Here is a 17,881-nt window from a genome sequence, read left to right on the forward strand (position 1 = left end):
GGGGCCGTCCTGGGCGGGCCGGGGCCAACGTGAAGCTGCCGGGCGACCGGCTGACCGTCTGCCTGCTGACCAGCAGCGCCGAACCGTCGGGCATGGGCGAACACATGCTCACCCTCGCCCGTGAACTGGAGGAACGTTACCGGGTCGTGCTGGTCGCGCCCCCCGTGCAGGGTGGCCGCGCCCTGCTGGACCGGGCCGCCGCGCTGGGGCTGGAGGTGCTGCCGCTGGACGCGCGGGGTGAGCGGCCCGACTGGCTGCCGCTCCGCGACTGGCTGAGGCGCCACCGGGTCGCCGTCTTTCACGGGCACGCCGGAGTGGGCTGGGAAGGCCACAGCGCCCTCTGGGCCGCCCGTGAGGCGGGCGTCCCGGCGATCCTGCGAACCGAACACCTCCCCGATGTGATCACCCTTCCCCGGGAGCGCGAGAGCCACCGCCGGGCCGTGGCCGCCGTCGACCGGCTGATCTGCGTGTCGGAGGCGGCCCGGCAGAGTTTCCTCGCGGCCGGTTTCCCGGCAGACAAGCTGCGGGTCGTGCATAACGGGATCGCGCCCCATCTGGGAGCGGCCGACCGCCCCGGCGTGCGCGCCCGGCTCGGCCTGCCGCCGGACGCGCAACTGGTGCTCACGGTCGCCCGCTTCAGCAAGCAAAAAGGGCACCGCTTTCTGCTGGAAGCCGTCCCCGCCGTCCTGGGCCGCTGTCCCCGGGCCCACTTCGTCTGGGCCGGGACGGGACCGCTCCTGGGGAGGCTGCGGGCGCGGGTGGCCCGGCTCGGCCTCGCGCGGCGGGTTCACCTGGTCGGCCAGCGGGACGACATTCCCGACCTGATGGCCGCCGCCGACGTGTTCGTGCTGCCCTCGCTGTTCGAGGGGCTGCCGCTGGCCGTGCTGGAGGCGATGGCCGCGGGCCTCCCGGTCATCGGCACCGACGTGTGCGGCACCGGGGAGGCGGTGCAGGACGGCTTCAGCGGCTGGCTGGTGCCCCCGGCCGACCCGGCGGCGCTGGCGCGGGCCTTGCTGGAGGCGCTCACACGGCCCGATCTGGCCGCGCAGCGGGCGGCGGCGGGCCGGGCCCGCTTCGGGCACGAGTTCAGCGCGGGCCGCATGGCCGCCGAGACGGCCCGTCTCTACGAGGAGGTGCTGGCGGAGCGGCCCCGGCGCGAGCCGCTCCCGGCCTCCTTGCCGTTGCCGGAACGCCCGCCCGAGCGAGGAGCCTGGGCGGGCGAACGGCACGCCCAGCCCGAACCAGCAGAGTGAGGGTGAACCCGCCCGGCTTTGCCCCACCAGACAGGAGAACCCGCATGACTCCCTCCACCCGGATCGGCCTGCTCGGCGCTGGCTTCATCGCCCGGCGGCATATCGGCATCCTGAGCGGCTTTCCCGACGTGCAGGTCGTGGCCCTGGCCGACCCGGACACCGGGCGCGCCCGGGAACTGGCTGGCCCCCTCGGTGCCCACGTCTACGCCGATGACCACGAGCTGCTGGAGCGTGAAGCCCTCGACGCCCTCTACATCTGCGTGCCGCCCTTCGCGCACGGAGGGCCGGAGCTGGCCGCCGCCGGGCGCGGGCTGCCCTTCTTCGTGGAGAAACCGCTCGCCACCGATCTCGCCACGGCGGAGCGGGTCGCGGCGGAGGTGGCGGCGCGTGGCCTGATCACCTCGGTCGGGTACCACTGGCGCTCCCTCGACACTGTGGAGCGGGCGGCGGAGTTGCTGGCCGCCAACCCGGCGCGGCTGGCCCTGGGCTACTGGCTCGACAGCACGCCGCCCCCGGCCTGGTGGGTGAAGGAGGCCGAATCGGGGGGGCAGATGGTGGAGCAGACGACCCATATCTTCGACCTCGCCCGGTTTCTGGTGGGCGAGGTGGTGGCGGTGTCTGCGACGGGCTCGCGGCTGGACCGGGCCAGCTTCCCCGGTGCGGACGTGCAGGACGTGACGGCGGCGACGCTGCACTTCGCCTCCGGCGCCATCGGCACGGTGGCCTCGACCTGCCTGCTGAACTGGCCGCACCGCATCGGCCTGCACCTCTACGCCGAGGGGCTGGCACTGGAACTGTCCGAGTTCGAGCTGATGGTGGACGTGGGCCGGGGCCGCCCGGTCCAGCGGGCAGAGGGTGACCCCTTCGTGCGCGAGGACCGCGCCTTTATCGACGCCGTGCAGGGCAAGCCGAACGTGATCCGCGCCCCCTACGCGGAAGCCCTGAAGACCCACCGCCTCACGCTGGCCGCCGCCCGCTCCGCCCGCGAGGGGGGCCGCCTGATCCGCTTCACGGAGGTCCGGAATGAGCCGGAGGCCGTGCATGACTGAGCCCCGGACCATCCGCTCGCTGGGCGTGGCCGCGCCGGGAGAGGCGGCCTTCTTCACGTACGAGGAGGCCCCGCCCCGCGCGGGCGAATTCCGGCTGGAGACGCTCTACACCGGCCTGTCGGCGGGGACCGAACTCACCTTCTTCAAGGGGACGAATCCCTACCTGCACTCGCGCTGGGACCCCGAATTCGGCGTCTTCCGACCCGGTGAGAGGGGCGCGCACTACCCGGTGCGCTTTCTGGGGTACATGGAGGTGGGCCGGGTCGTCGAGAGCCGCTCGGACGCCGTGCAGGTGGGCGAGGTGCTGGGGATGAGCTACGGCCACAAGACCGGCCATACCGCCTCCGGGAACGATTTTTTCGTCCGGCTGGGCGACCTCGATCCCCTCGTGGGCATCTACGCCGCGCAGATGGGACCGATCTGCGTGAACGGCCTACTGCACGCGGCGGCCGAGTTCTGCGGCGAGAACGTCAAGGAACTGGGCGATGGGGTGCGCGGGCGGCGGGTGCTGGTGACCGGCGGCGGGGTGGTGGGCCTGCTGACCGGCCTCCTGGCCCGGATTCACGGCGCCGCCGAGGTCACGCTGGCCGACCGCACACCGCAGCGCCTGGAAGCGGCGCGCGCCCTGGGCCTGACTCCGCTGGACGAGCGGGTGACCGAGGCGGGCGAGTGGTGCAAGGCCCACTGGGTTCACGGACCAGGCGACCGGGGCGCCGATCTGGTCTTGCAGTGCCGGGGGCAGGCGGCCAGCCTCCAGACCGCGCTGCGGGCGCTGCGGCCCCAGGGCAGCGTGATCGACCTGGCTTTTTACCAGGGGGGCGCCCCGGAGGTGCGGCTGGGCGAGGAATTCCACCACAACGGCCTCACCATCCGCTGCGCCCAGATCGGCCGGGTGCCGCGCGGGCTGGCCGCCACCTGGGACCGGCACCGCCTCGCCCGCGAGACGCTCGACCTGCTGCGGGGGTGCGGCGACCTGATCCGCGAGACGCTGATCACGGACATCGTGCCCTTCGGGGACGTGCCCGCCTTCCTGGCCGAACTCGCCGCGCGGCAGCGGCACGCGATTCAGGCGGTGTTCCGGGTCGGCGGATAGGCCGGGCGCGGCGCCGCCTGCTCCGCAGGGGTTCCGGCCATTCGGGGCATCGGCCACCAAGATGAAAGGACGTTCCCTCGTCAGACGGATTCGCTCACGCCACCCCGAACCCGTCCGCGACCTTTTACCCCTGGTGCGCCCTGAGCGCCGGTTACCGCACCGCCTCCAGTGGAACCCCCGGAGGCAGACCCTCTATAATGGGAGACGCATGAAAAACAGCCTGATGTTTATCACGTTGGCCCTGGGGCTGACGGCATGTGTGGACACCACCCCCCCGGATCAGACCCTGACGCCGGAGCCGGTGAACGTGACGGTGATGGCCGTCAACGACTTCCACGGCGGTCTGGAGCCCAGCAGCTTCGCGGGCGTGCAGGTGCCCAACGCGGACGGCACGGGCACGACCGGGCTGACGGCGGGCGGCATCGAGGCCATCGGCGGGGAACTGGCCGACGTCCGCAAACAGAACCCCAACACCGTCTTCGTGGGCGGCGGCGACCTGATCGGGGCCAGCCCCGTCACGTCCAGCCTGCTGCGCGACGAACCCACCGTCATCGCGCTCTCCAAGCTGGGCCTGAAGGCCAGCGCCCTCGGCAACCACGAGTTCGACCAGGGGCTGAAGGAACTGATGCGGATGCAGAACGGCGGCTGCGATTCCAACGCGCCCGACAAGGCCTGCAAGTTCGACCCCAACTACCCCGGCGCCAGCTTCAGGTGGCTGGGGGCCAACGTGGAGTACAAGGCGGGCGGCACCAACCCCTTCCAGCCGTACTACATCGAGAACATCGGCGGGGCCAAGATCGGCTTTATCGGCGCGGTCCTCAAGGACACGCCCACCATCGTCTCCCCGACGGGCGTGGCGGATCTGAACTTCCTGGACGAGGCGACCTCGATCAACAAGTATGTTCCGATCCTCAAGGCGCAGAAGGTGGACGCGATCCTCGTGCTGATCCACCAGGGCGGGGAGATCAAGGCGGGCTCGGCCGCCAAGTTCGACACGGTGGGCTGCCAGGACCTGATCGGTGACATCGTCCCCATCGCGCAGAAGATCGACCCGGCCGTGAGCGCGATCATCAGCGGCCACACCCACCAGGGCTACAACTGCCTGGTGCCCGACCCCAACGGCAAGCCGCGCATCGTGATCGAGGGCGAAGTCTACGGTCACCTGCTGCAACGCCTCGATCTGGTGGTGGACAAGGCCAACCACAACGTCATGCAGGTCAAGGCCCAGAACGTGGTCATCAACTATGCCAGCCGCAAGGCGAACGGCACGCTGGACAGCAACATGACGGCCCTGCTGGCGACGGCCAAGGCCAAGACGGACGACGTGAAAAACCAGTTCGTCACCAACCTGAGTGTCAGCCAGATCAAGCGGGCGGCCGACCGCAGCAGCGAATCCGCGCTGGGCGACGTGATCGCGGATGCCCAGCTCACCGCCACCAAGGCGCAGGGCGCGCAGATCGCCTTCATGAACCCCGGCGGGATTCGCGCGGACCTGCCCGACAGCACCAAGATCAAGCCGGGGAACGTGGTGAACTTCGGGGACGTGTTCGCCGTGCAGCCCTTTGGCAACACGATGGTCGTGATGGACCTGACCGGCGCCCAGATCAAGGCGCTGCTGGAACAGCAGACCACCGGGAACAACGCGGGCACCAACGCCAAGCTCCTTCAGGTGTCGGCGGGCTTCTCGTACACCCTGAACCTGACGGCTCCCGAGGGCGCGCGCGTGTCGAACCTGAAGCTGAACGGGCAGGCCCTGGCGGACACGGCCAGCTACCGGGTCGCCATGAACTCGTTCCTGTCCACGGGCGGCGACAACTTCACGGTCTTCAAGCAGGGCACGAATGTCGTCCAGCTCCCCGGTCTGGTCGATGTGGACGCGCTGGTGAGCTATCTGAAGGCGAACGGCCCCAGCCTGACCGGCACCGTGCAGGGCCGCATCACGGTCATCAAGTAACCCCGGCCTCGCTGGCACCCCCTGGCATGACCGGGGGGTGTTTTGCTGTGAAGGTCACCGGGAAGCCTGTCAGCGGCGCGGCGAGGTGTTGAAGCCTGGGCCACGCTGCCCGAGCACCCTGGCCCAGCCCTGCGCCCCCACGAGTTGCCGCGCGCGGCGGGTGGCTTCGCGGTAGGCGGCGGGCAGGCCTGGCCCGGTGCGATTGGCGAGCAGGCGGTCCAGCTCCCCCTCCGGCACCTGTTCCAGCCCGGTGGGGGAGAGCGGGTCATGTCCTCCCTCCCCGCTGAACACGCGGGCCAGGCCCTCGGCCAGCCAGCGGGGGAGGGCCGGGGGCTGCGCGGCATGAAAGGCTTCATGGCGAAGGGTGACGGCCAGGCTCCCCTGCGCCGCGAGAGCCCCCAGGCGCTGCGTGTGGATCACCGTTCCCCGGGTGGTGGCCGCGACGAACCACGGCTCACCTGTGCGGCGGGCGAAGTCGGCCGCGCTGCTCGCCGCTTCCAGCCGCACGTCCGGCACCGTGAGGCCCAGGCTGCGAAGATCACGTTCGGCCCCGCGCCACGCCCCGAATGCGGCGGGGAGATAGGTCCGGTCACGCGCGTCGCTGACCGTCACGCTGAGCCGTCCGTCCCGCGCGGTGAGGCCCGAAGCGGCGCCCAGCAGCAGCGCGAGCAGGGCAGCCCGGCGGCGCATCACTGCCCCCGCGCCCGCACCGTGAGGGTCGCGGCGGGCGCGTAGCCCTCCACGTCCGGGTCGTACATCAGGAAGGCGTGGGTGGGCAGGGCCGTGAAGGTGCCCGGCGTCTGGGCACGCAGCACGTAGGTCATCTTCTGCGGACCCTGGAGGAAGTCGGCGTAGAGGTCCACCCGGTCGTCGAGCAGGTCGCGCCCCGCGTACCAGTAATTCCACTCGTTCCAGTCGTCCCCGGACGCGCCCTTCAGGCCGCTGATGGCGAGGGAACGGTCATCCAGGGCGCGGGTGCCTGCCGGGATGGGGTCGCTCACCAGCAGGTAACGCGCCCCCTTCTGCCGCGGCTGCACCGTCAGCGTCACCAGCAGGAGGTCCCCGGCGGTGACCGGCTGGAGCTTCCCGCCGCGCAGGAGCGGCAGGCGCCGGAAGGTATAACGCTTGTCCTTCGCATCCCAGACCGGTTCGAGTTTCTCGTAGGTGCGGGTCAGGGTGAAGCCGCGCGAGGCGTCCCCGGGCAGCGCGCGGGGTTCGCGGGCGAAGTTCAGTTCCGCCGCGAAGGAGGCGCCGCGCCCGCCACTCACGCGCAGGGTATTCGCGCCCGGCTTGAGATTCGCCAGCCCAGCCCCCTGGAGGCTGACTTCCCCGGCCCCCGTGACCTGTCCCACCGGCTGACCGTTGAGGCTCACCTGTGCGCGGGCTGGGCCTCCCGGTGCAGACTTGAGGGCGAGGGCGGCGATCACCACGCTGGTCGTGTCCTGCGTGCTGAGCCAGCGCGGCCCCCGGCGGTTGGCGAGGAGCCACTGGCTCACCCGGGGAATCAGGGGACTCTGCGGGTCCAGGCGGGCCAGCGCCTCCAGGGCGGCGGCGGTCGTCTGGATGTCGTTGTCCTCCCAGTACCACAGCCAATCGGTGCGCTTGGGAGCGTCCCAGTGGACCAGAGCGCCGCTTTGCCCCTCGGTGCGCTTCGCTTTGAGGCGGTCCAGCACGTCCCGCGCCGCCTGCGCCTGTCCGGCGTGGTCCAAGGCGAGCGCCGTGTGGGCCAGGGTGTACGGGGCGAGGTCCGTGCGGCGCGCGAACGCGGTCAGTTGCGCGGCGTCGACGCGGCCCGCTTCCGCCAGGGCGCGGTAGGCGGTGGCCCGCGCGCCCTGCGGTTCCCGCCCGTCCTTCACGTGGCGGGCGAGGTACGTCAGCGCCCGGTCGAGGACGCGGTTGTCCACCTTCACGCCCAGTTGCCGCGCGTACAGCAGGCCGCGCGTGACGTAGGCGGTCATCTCCAGCGTCGAGTCGTCGAACTGCCAGAAGCCCCAGCCGCCGTCCTCGTGCTGGAAGTCCGCCAGGCGCGCGAGGCCGAGCGCGGTGATTTCGGGCAGGTCGCGGCGCACGTCTGCGGGCAGGGCATCTTCCCCCAGCGCCTCCCGCGCGAGCAGGGCGGGCAGGAAGCGGCTCATGGTCTGCTCGGTGCAGCCGTAGGGGTAGCCGACCAGATAGGCCAGCGCGGGCGTCACCGCGTCCAGCAGCGACGGCGTGACGAAGACGCGCAGCCGGGCCGTGCCCAGGTTCGCTTCCGGCGGCACCGGCAAGGTCACTGTCTCGCCCGCCGCGCCCGCCGCCGTGAGGGTGGTGTCGTACCCGCGCGCCTTCACGGGCAGCGGGAGCCGGAGGCTGTCACTGGCGGCCGGGGTGCGGACGCCGAAGGTGACATCGGCTGTGCCGACAGTCTCGGCGCGCACGGCGAAGTCCTGCCGCACCCGGCTCCCCGCGGCGACAGTGACGGGGGCACCGGACGGGCTGAACACGCCGGACCCGAGAGGCGTGAGGCCCTGTACCCGCGCGGTCACGTCACCCTCGACATTCCGCCCCAGCGTGTTGTTCACCACCCCCGTCAGTGTCGCAGTGTCGCCGCGCACCAGGAAGGGCGGCACGCTCAGACGGGCGATCACATCCTTCGTCGTCATCGTCGTGGCGGTCGCCTGCCCGAAGCGCGGAGAGACGGTCTGGGCACGTGCCGTGGCCACCCAGGTCGTGAGGTTGTCGGGGAAATGCACGCTGAGTTCCGCGTGGCCCTGGCTGTCCGTCACCAGATGGGGCACCCAGAGAATCGTGTCGCGGAAGTTCTCGCGGGGCGTGTCCGTCTGTGCGGGCGGCGCCGTCTTGGCCTGCCCGAAGGCCGCCTCACTCATCGCGGCGGCGGGGGCGGGCAGGCGGCCCGTCTCGAAGTAGAAGTCCACGCTGGACTGGGTCCCGACGGCGTTCTCGCGCGGCGCATGGAACACGTCCAGCATCGGCGTGCTGGTATCCGGGCGAATCAGGTAGATCGCCTGGTCCACCACACCGAGGGCGAGTTCGGCGGGCACGCCCCGCCCCGCCGCGTCGCGCACCTGCACGGCGAGCCTGCCCGTCTCGCCGGGCCGGTACTTCGCCTTTCCGGGCGTGACCTGCACGCTGAGTTCCGCGTCCCGCACGGGCACCCGCACCCGCGCGGCGTTGCTGTAGAAGTTCCCGTCCCCCAGCGCCGCCGCCCCGACGAACACGTCCCCGCCCATGTCCCGGGTCACGCGGAAGGCGTAGGTGAGCGCGGCCCCGCGTCCCCGCAACACTGCCGAGCGGCGCAGGCGGTCCCCCTCCAGCGTGACCAGGACGGGCGAGCCGGGGCGCGGGTTGCCGATCAGGACGGTGGCCGTCTCGCCCGGCGCGTAGCTGCGCTTGTCGGGCCGCAGCGTGAGTTCGCGGTAGTTCCAGTCCCAATCCTCGCCCGGTTTCAGCACCCAGGCGAAGTTCTCGAAGGTGGAAGTCCGCCCCCGCTCGTCGCGGACGGTCGCGCGCAGAACGTACCCGCCGCCCCGCCGCGCGCTGAGGGTGGCTGTCCCCGTGCCCTTCGCGTTGGTGCTGGTGGTCATACGGGCCACACGGGTTTCGCGCAGGGTGTAGTCCCCCTTCACCCGCACCCATTCCTGCCGCACGAGGTCGAGCGTGACCGGAGCGGCCCGCCCCGTCCCGTTCAGGTCACGGGTGTCCAGTGTCACCCGGATGGGCTTTCCGGCGTCGTACACGTAGGCGTCGGTGCTCGCCTCGACGTTCACGCTGGCCGGAAAGGCCAGGACGCGGGCGAAGCCGCTCACGGACCGGCCCGCCTCGTCCTCGACTTCCGCCTCGATGCGGTAACTCTGCGCGCGGCCCTGCGCGTCCCGCGTGAGGGGCAGGGTGAGGTCGAGGTTCCCCTGCGCGTTCAGCCGCGTCTCCTCGCGCACCACCAGGTCGGAGCCGTAATCGCTGCCGTCCGCGCCGGGCGGGAGGTCCTGCTCGGCGTCGAAGCCGGGCGGGTAGTAGGGCGCGCGGGTGACGTTGTACGTGACGCGGGCGCCCCCCACGCTCCCGCCGAAGAGGTAACGGGCGCTCACGCGGACGCTGAGCTTGTCTCCCTGCACGGCCCGCGCCCGGTCCGGCGTCACCGTCACGGCGTACTCGGGTTTCTGGTACGCCTCGACGGTGAAGGTGCCGCCCACGTCGGTGCCGTTCTCGCCCGTTCCGGATGGGCGGACCTCGAAGCGGTACTCTCCCAGCTTCGCGCCCGCCGGAAGGTCGAACCCCGTGCTGAACGAGCCGTACCCGTTGGTGGTGAGGGACTTCTGAAAGACGTTCTCGTCAAAGGGGGAGAAGACCGTGACGCGCACCGCCCGGTTCGCCAGGGGCTTGAGGCTCTCGCTGCCACGCAACACGCCCTTGAAATCCACATGCTGACCGGGGCGGTACACCGGACGGTCGGTGTACACGTAGCCCTTCACATGCGGCACGGCGTAGCTGTTCCAGTTCGCGCCGGAGACAGCCCACTGATTCCCGAAGCGCGCGAGGAAGAATTCGCCGTCGCGGGCGGGGGCGGTGAACTCCGCCAGGCCGTCCGCGCTGGCGAGCGTGTTCGCGCCGCTGCCCTTTCCCAGACGCCACACCCGCGCCGCCCGCGTCATGCCGCTGCCCCGGTCCGCCGCGTAGACCAGCGCCGTGTCCCGGTCGCGCTTCACCACCAGGCCCAGGTCGCTCACCAGGATCAGCGTGCCCGCCCCGCCCGCCCGCAGCACGTACAGCCCGGCGGACAGCGGGCCGAGGTTCACGTCGCCGTAGCTCTGGCGGCCGGTGTGGAGGGTCCGCACCAGGGCTGTGTGCGTGCCGGGCGGCAGGTTGGGCTGGTGCGGGTTGCCCGTGGCTCCGAACACCCCCAGCGGCTCGGCTACCCGTTCCAGGCGCAGGACCGTGTGGGGCGGGGCGTTCACGCCGACGCGCACGCTCTGGCCGGGGCGGAAGACGCCGCCGTACAGGCTGACGGGCGGCTGGGCGGGCGCGAAACTCAGGGTGAGCAGGGCGGCGAGGAGTCCGGCGCGGGCCAGCGGTCGCTTCATGCAGCCTCCAAAAGTGACGAAGAGCCCCTTCAGCGTAGCGCGCCCGTCCCGCGTGCGCCTGACGCGGCGTCAAGGCGCGCCCCTCAGCGCAGAATCTGCCAGCGATATACCCCCAGGAAATTCGGATTGTTCGGCGTGGGGTGAAAGGCCGGGTCGGGGTGGCGCATCAGGGTCGCCAGCGTGACCAGGCGCACCTGGCCGCCGTCCTCCGGCCGCGCGCCCGTGTGGTACACCACCCGCCCGCCGCCCAGGTACACCATGCTGTGATACGCCCCCAGCTCAGGCCGCAGGAAGAACAACAGGTCCCCCCGCTGCGCCCGCGCCGGGTCGCGGGAAACCAGGGCGGCCGAGTAATTGGCGAGAAACCGCGCCGAGGTGCGCCCCACCAGCCGCCCGGCGTCCACGTCCCCTTCCCGGTACGGGCCGGGCGCGACGCGGAAGACCGAGCGCGACACCAGGGGTGCCGGGTACGTGAGGCCCCGCACTTCCGGCAGGTGCGGGCGCGGCAGGAAGGTGAACTTGGCCCACCACGCCGCGTCGTGCTTCATCAGCGCGTTCACGAAGGCGTAGCGCAGGAGTCCCGCGCAGTCCCGGTCTGCCGCTTTCCAGTCGGGCGCGAGGCCGTAATACTGGCTCTCCGCCACGGCGGCGAACCAGTCCGCGAAGGCCGCGCGGTCCGCGCCCACGAGTTCCACGGCGTCCGGGTACCCGTCCCGGTCCGCATCGGCGGCACTCGCCGCGAGGGCGTTTCCGGCAACGTTCCCGGCAAGCAGCGCGGCGAGCGCGAGGGCGCGGACGGGGGACATGGCTCCAGTATGCCCCCGGGCCTGGGGACCCCGGCGGAGATGACGCGGGCTGGAGCCGATGCTGGCCCGGCTGATGCCCGTTCGGAACCTCGCGACCACCCTGACCGTTCAGCGCGTGCCACACGAACTGCCCGTCTTCGCGAGCGGCGTCCACCGGCTGCCGCCCGCTGAAGCGACGGCGGACGACGGGGGGCGTATGCTCAATCCCGCCGTGCAGGTCCGGCTGGACCTGGCCCCGAGGTGGCCTGGACGGCAGCACGAGCAGCCGAGGGGAACGGAACGGGCGCTCGGCACGGGGGTCGGCGAAGGAGGCTGAGATGGTGGGATCAGATACGCCACATGGTGCGGACAGTCCGGGGGCCCGCGCCTTTCAGGCTGCCCGGCAGGTGTTGCTCGACCGCGCGAACGACCCGGTAGGCGCGCACGCCGCCTTCCGCTGGCCGCAATTCACCACCTTTAACTGGGCCCTGGACGTGTTCGCACCACTGGCGGCCCGCCTCGGGTCGGCCCCGGCGCTGTTCTGGGACGGCGGTGAACTCTCCTATGCTGACCTGGACGCCCGCGCCAACCAGATCGCCAACCACCTGCGGCACCTGGGGGTGAAGCGTGGGGACCGCGTGCTGGTGATGCTCGGGAACGTCCCGGAGCTGTGGGCGGTGCTGATCGCCTGCATCAAGCTCGGCGCGCCCATCCTGCCCGCCGCGACCCTGCTGAGCGCGGGTGACGTGCAGGACCGGGTGGAACGCGGCCAGGTCCGGGCCGTGGTGACGGACAGCGCGAACGCGGAGAAGTTCAGCGGGTTGCCGGGTGACGTGCTCCGGCTGAGCGTGGACGAGCAGGCGGGGTCCGGCTGGCACTCCCTGGCCGAGGCCACTCACCAGCCCAGTGACTTCACGCCGGACGGGGCGACGCAGGCGAGCGACCCGGTGCTGCTGTACTTCACGTCCGGCACCACCAGCCGCCCGAAGCTCGTCGTCCACACGCACGCCTCGTACCCGGCCGGGCACCTGTCCACCGGGTACTACATCGGGCTGCGTGAGGGGGACCGCCACTGGAACGTCAGCTCCCCCGGCTGGGCCAAACACGCCTGGAGCAGCTTCTTCGTGCCCCTCACCAGCGGCGCGGCCGTGTACCTGGACAACAGCCGCTTCGATGCCCGGGCCACCCTGGACAAACTCGTCCGTCAGCGCATCAGCACGATCTGCGCTCCGCCTACCGTGTGGCGGATGCTGATCCAGCAGGACCTGAGCGCCTCCCCGGTGCAGCTCCGGGAGGCCGTGGGTGCGGGCGAGCCGCTGAACCCCGAGGTGATCGAGCGGGTCCAGCAAGCGTGGGGCGTGACCATCCGGGACGGGTACGGGCAGACCGAGACGACCGCCCAGGTCGGCAACCCCCCGGGGACGCCGATCAAACCCGGCAGCATGGGGCGGCCCCTCCCCGGCTACGACATCGTTCTTCTGGACGAGCGCGGCCAGGAGGCGGAGGAGGGCGAACTGAACCTCCGCCTGGGAGACGCCCGCCCACTGGGCCTGATGGCGGGGTACGACGGCGACCCGGAGCGCACCGCCGCGGTCCTCGGGGGGGACACCTACCCCACCGGGGACATCGTGCGGCGCGACGAGGACGGGTACCTGTTCTACGTGGGCCGGGCCGACGACGTGTTCAAAAGCGCGGACTACCGGGTGTCGCCCTTCGAGCTGGAGTCCTTCCTGGTCACGCACCCGCTGGTGGCAGAGGCAGGCGTGGTGCCCAGCCCTCACCCGGAACGGCTGTGCGTGCCGAAGGCCTACGTGGTCCTGGCAACGGGGGTCACGCCTTCGGCGGAAGTGGCCCGGGACCTGCTGGCCTACGCGCGCGAAGGGCTCTCGCCGCACCTGCGGATTCGCCGTCTGGAATTCGCGGAGTTGCCCAAGACCATCAGCGGAAAGATTCGCCGGGTGGAGCTGGCCGCTCATGCGAAGCAAGGGGTAGAAAGCGGCGTGCGCGGCGAACTCGAATTCTGGGAGGAGGACTTCCCGGCGCCAGCAGCCGAGTGAGGGCCCGCCGGGGCGTTTCTGCCCCCATACCGGTTGACTGGGCGGAGCGAGCGAAATAAGGGGAGCGTTTGGGCGAATAGAGGTGTTGGAAGTGCCTTTCCTCCCATTCCGCCGCAGGGTCGAAGCCGTCAGGGGCCGGGAAGCTCGAAGGTGACCGTCGTGCCCACGCCGGGGGTGCTGCTCACCTGAATTTGCCCGCCGTGCGCCTCGATGATGGACCGGCAGATGCTGAGGCCCAGGCCACTGCCGCCCGAGGAGCGGGAGGAGTCGGCGCGGTACAGGCGGTCGAACACGTGCGGCAGGTGTTCCGGCGGGATGCCGCTCCCGGTGTCCTGAATGCTCACGGCCAGATACCCCCGGGCCGACCTGACCGCCACGTTGACGCGGTCCCCGGCGGACGTGTGCGCCAGGGCATTGCTCAGCAGGTTCTGAAGCACCTGCGTGAGCCGCACCCGGTCCAGGGGGACGGCCCTTTCCGGGGTATCCAGCGTGGTGTCCAGGGCCACCCCCTGCCGCTGGGCCACCTCGCGGAAATTCGCCACGGCCTCGCCCACGAGGGCGGCCACGTCGGTGGGCTGGCGGTTCACGTGCAGCTCCCCGGCGTCCGCCAGCGCGAGAAAGCGCAGGTCGTTCACGAGCTGCGAGACGTGCTGGGTTTCGCGGTGCAGGCGCCCCAGCCGCTCGGGCGTGGGTCTGAAGGTGCCGTCCAGAATGCCCTCCAGGGTGCCGGAGATCACCGAGAGCGGCGTGTTGAGATCGTGGGCGATGTCGGCGGTGAGTTGCCGCCGCGCCTGCTGGTTCCGCAGCACGTCCTGGTGCATCTCTCCGAACGCCAGGAGGACCTCCCCGAACTCGTCGCTGCGGTTCTGGCGGAAGGGCGCGGGCGCCTCCCCCTGTTGCAGCGCCCGGATGCCGCGCCGCAATTCCTCCAGGGGCCGCAGGAGCGTGCGCGCCACCAGCAGGCCCATCCCGACGGCCAGCCCCGCCGCCCCCAGCATCGCCCACCCGATGGCGCGGACCGTGCGCGCCAGGAATTCCTGGCTGCGCCGGTCGGGATGAAGCTGCCTGCCGGAGGGCACCAGATACGCCACGGTTTTCCCGCCTACCGTGACGGCTGTCTCCGGGCGGTCCGTGACCCGCTGCCCCCGGGCGACGTCCGGCGTGGCGTACACCGCCCGCTGCCCCGGGTCCAGCACGATCCACGGGCTGAGCGAGATGAAGGGACCCCCGCGTCCCGCCTCCTGGGGAGGCCCGCCCTCCCCGTCATGCCGGTCGGGCTGTGGGGGCTGGTAGCCACTCAGGGTGCCGTGCGCCTGCCAGTAGCCCTGCACGTCCGCGATCAGTGTCGCCCGCGCCTGCTCGCCCAGGAAGGCCCGAAACTCCGAACGGGTGGTCGCGGCGGAGATGAATCCCACGGTGCCCAGCGCCAGGGCGCTCACCAGCACAAAGGCCAGCGTGAGGCGCCAGGCCAGCGTCCGCCAGAAGGGGCGTTTCATGTGTCCAGATCCGGATTGAGGCGGTAGCCGACGCCGAAGACCGTCTCGATCAGCCGGGGCTTGCCCGGCGCCTCCTCGATCTTGGCGCGCAGGTTCCGCATGTGGACATCGATGGTGCGCTCCGATCCCAGCGCCTCCTCCTGAACCTGCTCCAGCAGTTCCAGCCGGGTAAAGACCCGCCCGGGTGCCCGCAGGAAGGCCGACATCAGCTCGAATTCCGAGCGGGTCAGGTCCACCCGGCGGCCGCGCACCAGGAAGGTCCGCGCGGCGGGGTCGAGTTCCAGCGCCCCGGCCCGCAGGACCGTGGCCGGAGATTTCTCGCTGCCCCGGCGCAGATGCGCCCGCACGCGGGCCAGGAGTTCGGCCATCGAGAAGGGCTTGGTGACGTAATCGTCGGCGCCCAGCTCCAGGCCGAGCACCTTGTCGAGTTCGGTGTCCCTCGCTGTCAGGAAGATCACCGGCGCCAGCTCGGTCGCCCGGAAGCGGCGCAGGAACTCCAGACCGTCCATGCGGGGCATCATCACGTCGAGCAGCACGAGGTCCGGCCGGGCGTGCCGCGCTTCGAGCAGGCCCTCCTGGCCGCTTCCGGCAACCCGGACGCGGTAGCCGTGCTCCTCCAGGTATTCGCGCACCATGTCGCGCACGCCCGCGTTGTCCTCCACGATCAGGACGGTTTTCATGCCCGGCTCCCGGGCAGACGGAGGGGAAGACGGCGTCCCACGGTCATAGGAAGACTCTGTCATACCTCACCGCCCTTCTGGCCCCGTCCTGCCTTCCCCGGTGGCCGCCCGGAGAACAGGTCAGGAGGGCGGCGAACACCTCAGGCTGACGGGTCCTCATCGACCGGCCCCCGCTCCCCCCGTGAAACGGCCCCAGACATACCGTCTGAAGGCGTTCACGATCCACTTGCGGTGCACGGCGACATGCAGGGCCAGGATGATGACCCCGGCGTCGGCCGACAGGGTGTGCAGCCGCCGCCAGGGACCCTCGTGCTCATCGACATGCAGGCCCAGCGCGGGCAACACCGACCGGGAGATCAGCAGGCCGCTGAGGATGATCAGCGTCATGTCGATGTAAAAGAGCAGATTCAGGAGGGCATTGAAGCGCGTCTCTCCCGGCAGTTTCCCCAGCAATTTTCGGGTGACGCCGGTGATCCATTCCCAGTGCAGCACCAGGTGGGCGATGAGGGCGAACGCCAGCGCCACGCTGCCCCACTCGTGAATCGGAATCCCCGTGCCGTGCGGCTGCATCGCCAGGATGAACGCGGTGAAGGTGCAGGTGTCGAGGACCAGGTTGACGACTGTGGTGTTGAATTTCCTCTTGCGCGGCGCCGCCTTCAGCGTGGTGGTCATGTTCCCTCTCCTCTGCCGGGGGTTCAGCCCCGGGCGGACATGTGGGCTTTGCGGCGGTGATTCACGAGCCGTTCCAGCCCGCTCAGGGCCAGCCATGCCCCGAGGATGATGGCGAAGTCCTTCCCGAGTTCCGGCCAGTTGAAGCCTCCCTCGCGTTCACCACGTGGGCCGCCCGGGGGCGCTCCGGCCGGTGGAGTGTTCCCGGCGGCGGTTGGGGCCACCTCGCCGTCAGGAGCGGTGGCTGCCAGGGTGCTTCCCGTTGCCGACGCTGTTTGCATCTGCGCGGGCGGAGGACCTCCAGGCCGCCCCGTGAACTCGAAGCTGTGGAAGGCGCCCAGTTGGTTGAGTCCCAGGAAAGCGGCCACAAACAGCAGGGCGACGGCCAGAAACAAGAGGGCGCGGGAGAGCCAGGTCATGCCGCCGCCTGCCGCTGAGCGGACGTTCTTCCCGGAGCGGACGGCTTCGCCTCGTTGGAGGGCGCCCGGGCGCTGAAGTTGTGTCGCATGTGTTGCCTCCTTCGGTGGGCAGGCCGCTCACCTGGCGGGGAGGATGGGCGGGAGGTGTTCAGGTGGCCGGTAGGCAATGTTCAGAAGTTGTGAACGTCCGGGCGCACCGTGGGCGTGATCTTCGCGAATGGGGCTGCGCCGTTCCTGAAACAGCGGGCCGGGGTCCCGAACAAGGGGGACCCCGGCGCCGGGCCTGCCAGGACAGCGTTCAAGCGGGGCGCCTTCCTCGCGGGCGGCTTCTCATTCCCAGGCGGTCCGGTTGCCGATGGACAGGCCGAGGCTGGGCTGGGAGAAGCCGGTCCCGTCCTGGGCTTCACCGAGGGTGAGGGTGTAAGTGCTGTCGGAGGCGAGGTTGATCGTCTGGCTCACGAGGTCCTGCTGTCCAGGGGCCAGGCCTGCGGGCGTCACGACCACCTGATGCTGACCGGCGGCCAGTTGCTGTGGGGACAGCGTGAGGGAATCGCTGGCCATGTCAGCGAACACGAGGTTGCCGTCCACGTAAACGTCCACCGGTTGGGTGACGCCCACCGTGCCGTTCTCGAAGTACACCTGCGCGGCGGAGGCGGTGGCCGCGAGGGTCGCGGTGACGAAGAGGGTGGAGAGCAGCAGGGCCTTGAGGGTCTTGGGGGTACGCATCAGCTTCTTCCTTTCTTGGTGCGGCGGGCACCGGCGAGGGCGTCAGGACGTGCGGCCTGTGGTGGGAAGGGGACGTTCGGAGCGAACCTCGCCTTCCTGGGTGGGCGGAAGCGTTCTTCCGTTCACAGGGCGAAGTATGCGGGCCACCTGTTCAGGGCTGGCGTACACGATGTTCAGAAGTTGTGAGCGCGCGAAAGGGCGTGGAGCGGAACCGGGCAGGCTGAGGGACAGGCCGCGCCGGACGAAACCGAACGCCTGACTGGCTGGGCGGGCACGCAGGAGCAGCCCGTTCTCCTCAGCCCCGACCTCTGGACGGTCCTGCACGCAGGTCGGCCTTGCCGTTGAAGATGCCCTCGCCGTGGCCCTTGCCGGGAATCAGGTAGAAACGCGCAAAGCAGGAGGTCCTTGAGGCGGCGTTGCGATAAGGGGTCGCCGTTCGAGGCGAAGCTGCAAGGCCGTTTCGCAACCCAGGGAAGCACGCTGCGTCAGGCGCCTCTTGTCATTGCATAGACGGTCGTTTCCGCAACTTTAGTGTTGAGCTGAGGGCCAATCCATGTCGTGGCTCCAACTTGGCGTAGCGCCCAAAAATGGGAGCAGCATCCTTTTCACCCTCAGCAATCAA

General features: G+C 70.7%; 14 protein-coding genes. 6 read left to right on the forward strand and 8 right to left on the reverse strand.

The features are described from left to right. The first annotated feature begins 29 nt into the window (after window positions 1-29). The 4 genes from E5F05_RS00195 (at window position 30) to E5F05_RS00210 (ending at window position 5,349) form a co-directional block, all read left to right on the forward strand. Window positions 30-1,253: a glycosyltransferase gene (locus E5F05_RS00195; protein WP_129117373.1), complete on the forward strand. Its 1,224-nt coding sequence runs from the start codon at window positions 30-32 to the stop codon at window positions 1,251-1,253. A gap of 44 nt (window positions 1,254-1,297) precedes the next feature. Next, the gene (locus tag E5F05_RS00200) at window positions 1,298-2,302 is read left to right on the forward strand and encodes a Gfo/Idh/MocA family protein (protein WP_129117374.1); all 1,005 of its coding nucleotides are present in this window, start codon (window positions 1,298-1,300) and stop codon (window positions 2,300-2,302) included. After that, complete coding sequence (locus E5F05_RS00205; RefSeq protein ID WP_129117375.1) at window positions 2,295-3,395, forward strand: zinc-binding dehydrogenase; 1,101 nt, start codon at window positions 2,295-2,297, stop codon at window positions 3,393-3,395. Before E5F05_RS00200 ends, E5F05_RS00205 begins: the two co-directional genes overlap by 8 nt. A gap of 208 nt (window positions 3,396-3,603) precedes the next feature. Next, entirely contained in the window at window positions 3,604-5,349 is a 1,746-nt protein-coding gene (locus E5F05_RS00210; RefSeq protein WP_129117376.1) for a bifunctional metallophosphatase/5'-nucleotidase, read from the forward strand. A gap of 69 nt (window positions 5,350-5,418) precedes the next feature. Here the strand turns inward: E5F05_RS00210 and E5F05_RS00215 are convergent, their stop codons facing one another. The 3 genes from E5F05_RS00215 to E5F05_RS00225 form a co-directional block, all read right to left on the reverse strand. Further along, entirely contained in the window at window positions 5,419-6,039 is a 621-nt protein-coding gene (locus E5F05_RS00215; protein ID WP_129117377.1) for a hypothetical protein, read from the reverse strand. Continuing rightward, the gene (locus E5F05_RS00220; protein WP_129117378.1) at window positions 6,039-10,427 is read right to left on the reverse strand and encodes an alpha-2-macroglobulin family protein; all 4,389 of its coding nucleotides are present in this window, start codon (window positions 10,425-10,427) and stop codon (window positions 6,039-6,041) included. The genes E5F05_RS00215 and E5F05_RS00220 overlap by 1 nt, the downstream gene beginning before the upstream one ends. Before the next feature lie 83 nt (window positions 10,428-10,510). Beyond that, window positions 10,511-11,233 (reverse strand): DUF1175 family protein, encoded by a 723-nt coding sequence (locus tag E5F05_RS00225; RefSeq protein ID WP_129117379.1) that lies wholly within the window; start codon window positions 11,231-11,233, stop codon window positions 10,511-10,513. A gap of 58 nt (window positions 11,234-11,291) precedes the next feature. On the opposite strand from E5F05_RS00225, the gene E5F05_RS00230 reads away from it, so the two are divergent. Both E5F05_RS00230 and E5F05_RS00235 read left to right on the forward strand, forming a co-directional pair. Continuing rightward, window positions 11,292-11,549 (forward strand): hypothetical protein, encoded by a 258-nt coding sequence (locus E5F05_RS00230; protein WP_129117380.1) that lies wholly within the window; start codon window positions 11,292-11,294, stop codon window positions 11,547-11,549. A gap of 1 nt (window position 11,550) precedes the next feature. After that, window positions 11,551-13,269: an AMP-binding protein gene (locus E5F05_RS00235; protein WP_129117381.1), complete on the forward strand. Its 1,719-nt coding sequence runs from the start codon at window positions 11,551-11,553 to the stop codon at window positions 13,267-13,269. Between the two features lie 128 nt (window positions 13,270-13,397). Here E5F05_RS00235 and E5F05_RS00240 read toward each other — a convergent pair whose 3' ends face one another. From E5F05_RS00240 to E5F05_RS00260, 5 genes are all read right to left on the reverse strand, one after another. After that, a complete protein-coding gene (locus tag E5F05_RS00240) occupies window positions 13,398-14,765 on the reverse strand; it encodes a sensor histidine kinase (protein WP_129117382.1) in 1,368 nt (455 codons plus the stop codon). Beyond that, entirely contained in the window at window positions 14,762-15,445 is a 684-nt protein-coding gene (locus E5F05_RS00245) for a response regulator transcription factor (RefSeq protein ID WP_164973301.1), read from the reverse strand. The genes E5F05_RS00240 and E5F05_RS00245 overlap by 4 nt, the downstream gene beginning before the upstream one ends. A 156-nt stretch (window positions 15,446-15,601) precedes the next feature. After that, window positions 15,602-16,117, reverse strand: a complete 516-nt coding sequence (locus E5F05_RS00250; protein WP_164973302.1) for a DUF4405 domain-containing protein — start codon at window positions 16,115-16,117, stop codon at window positions 15,602-15,604. A gap of 23 nt (window positions 16,118-16,140) precedes the next feature. Further along, window positions 16,141-16,533 carry a hypothetical protein gene (locus E5F05_RS00255; protein WP_129117385.1) on the reverse strand — a complete coding sequence of 131 codons (393 nt, stop codon included), beginning with the start codon at window positions 16,531-16,533 and terminating at the stop codon, window positions 16,141-16,143. 330 nt (window positions 16,534-16,863) lie between these two features. Next, the gene (locus E5F05_RS00260) at window positions 16,864-17,259 is read right to left on the reverse strand and encodes a DUF4397 domain-containing protein (RefSeq protein ID WP_129117386.1); all 396 of its coding nucleotides are present in this window, start codon (window positions 17,257-17,259) and stop codon (window positions 16,864-16,866) included. Window positions 17,260-17,881: the final 622 nt, after the last annotated feature.

The sequence above is a fragment of the Deinococcus metallilatus genome, from assembly GCF_004758605.1.
Classification (GTDB): Bacteria; Deinococcota; Deinococci; order Deinococcales; family Deinococcaceae; genus Deinococcus; species Deinococcus metallilatus.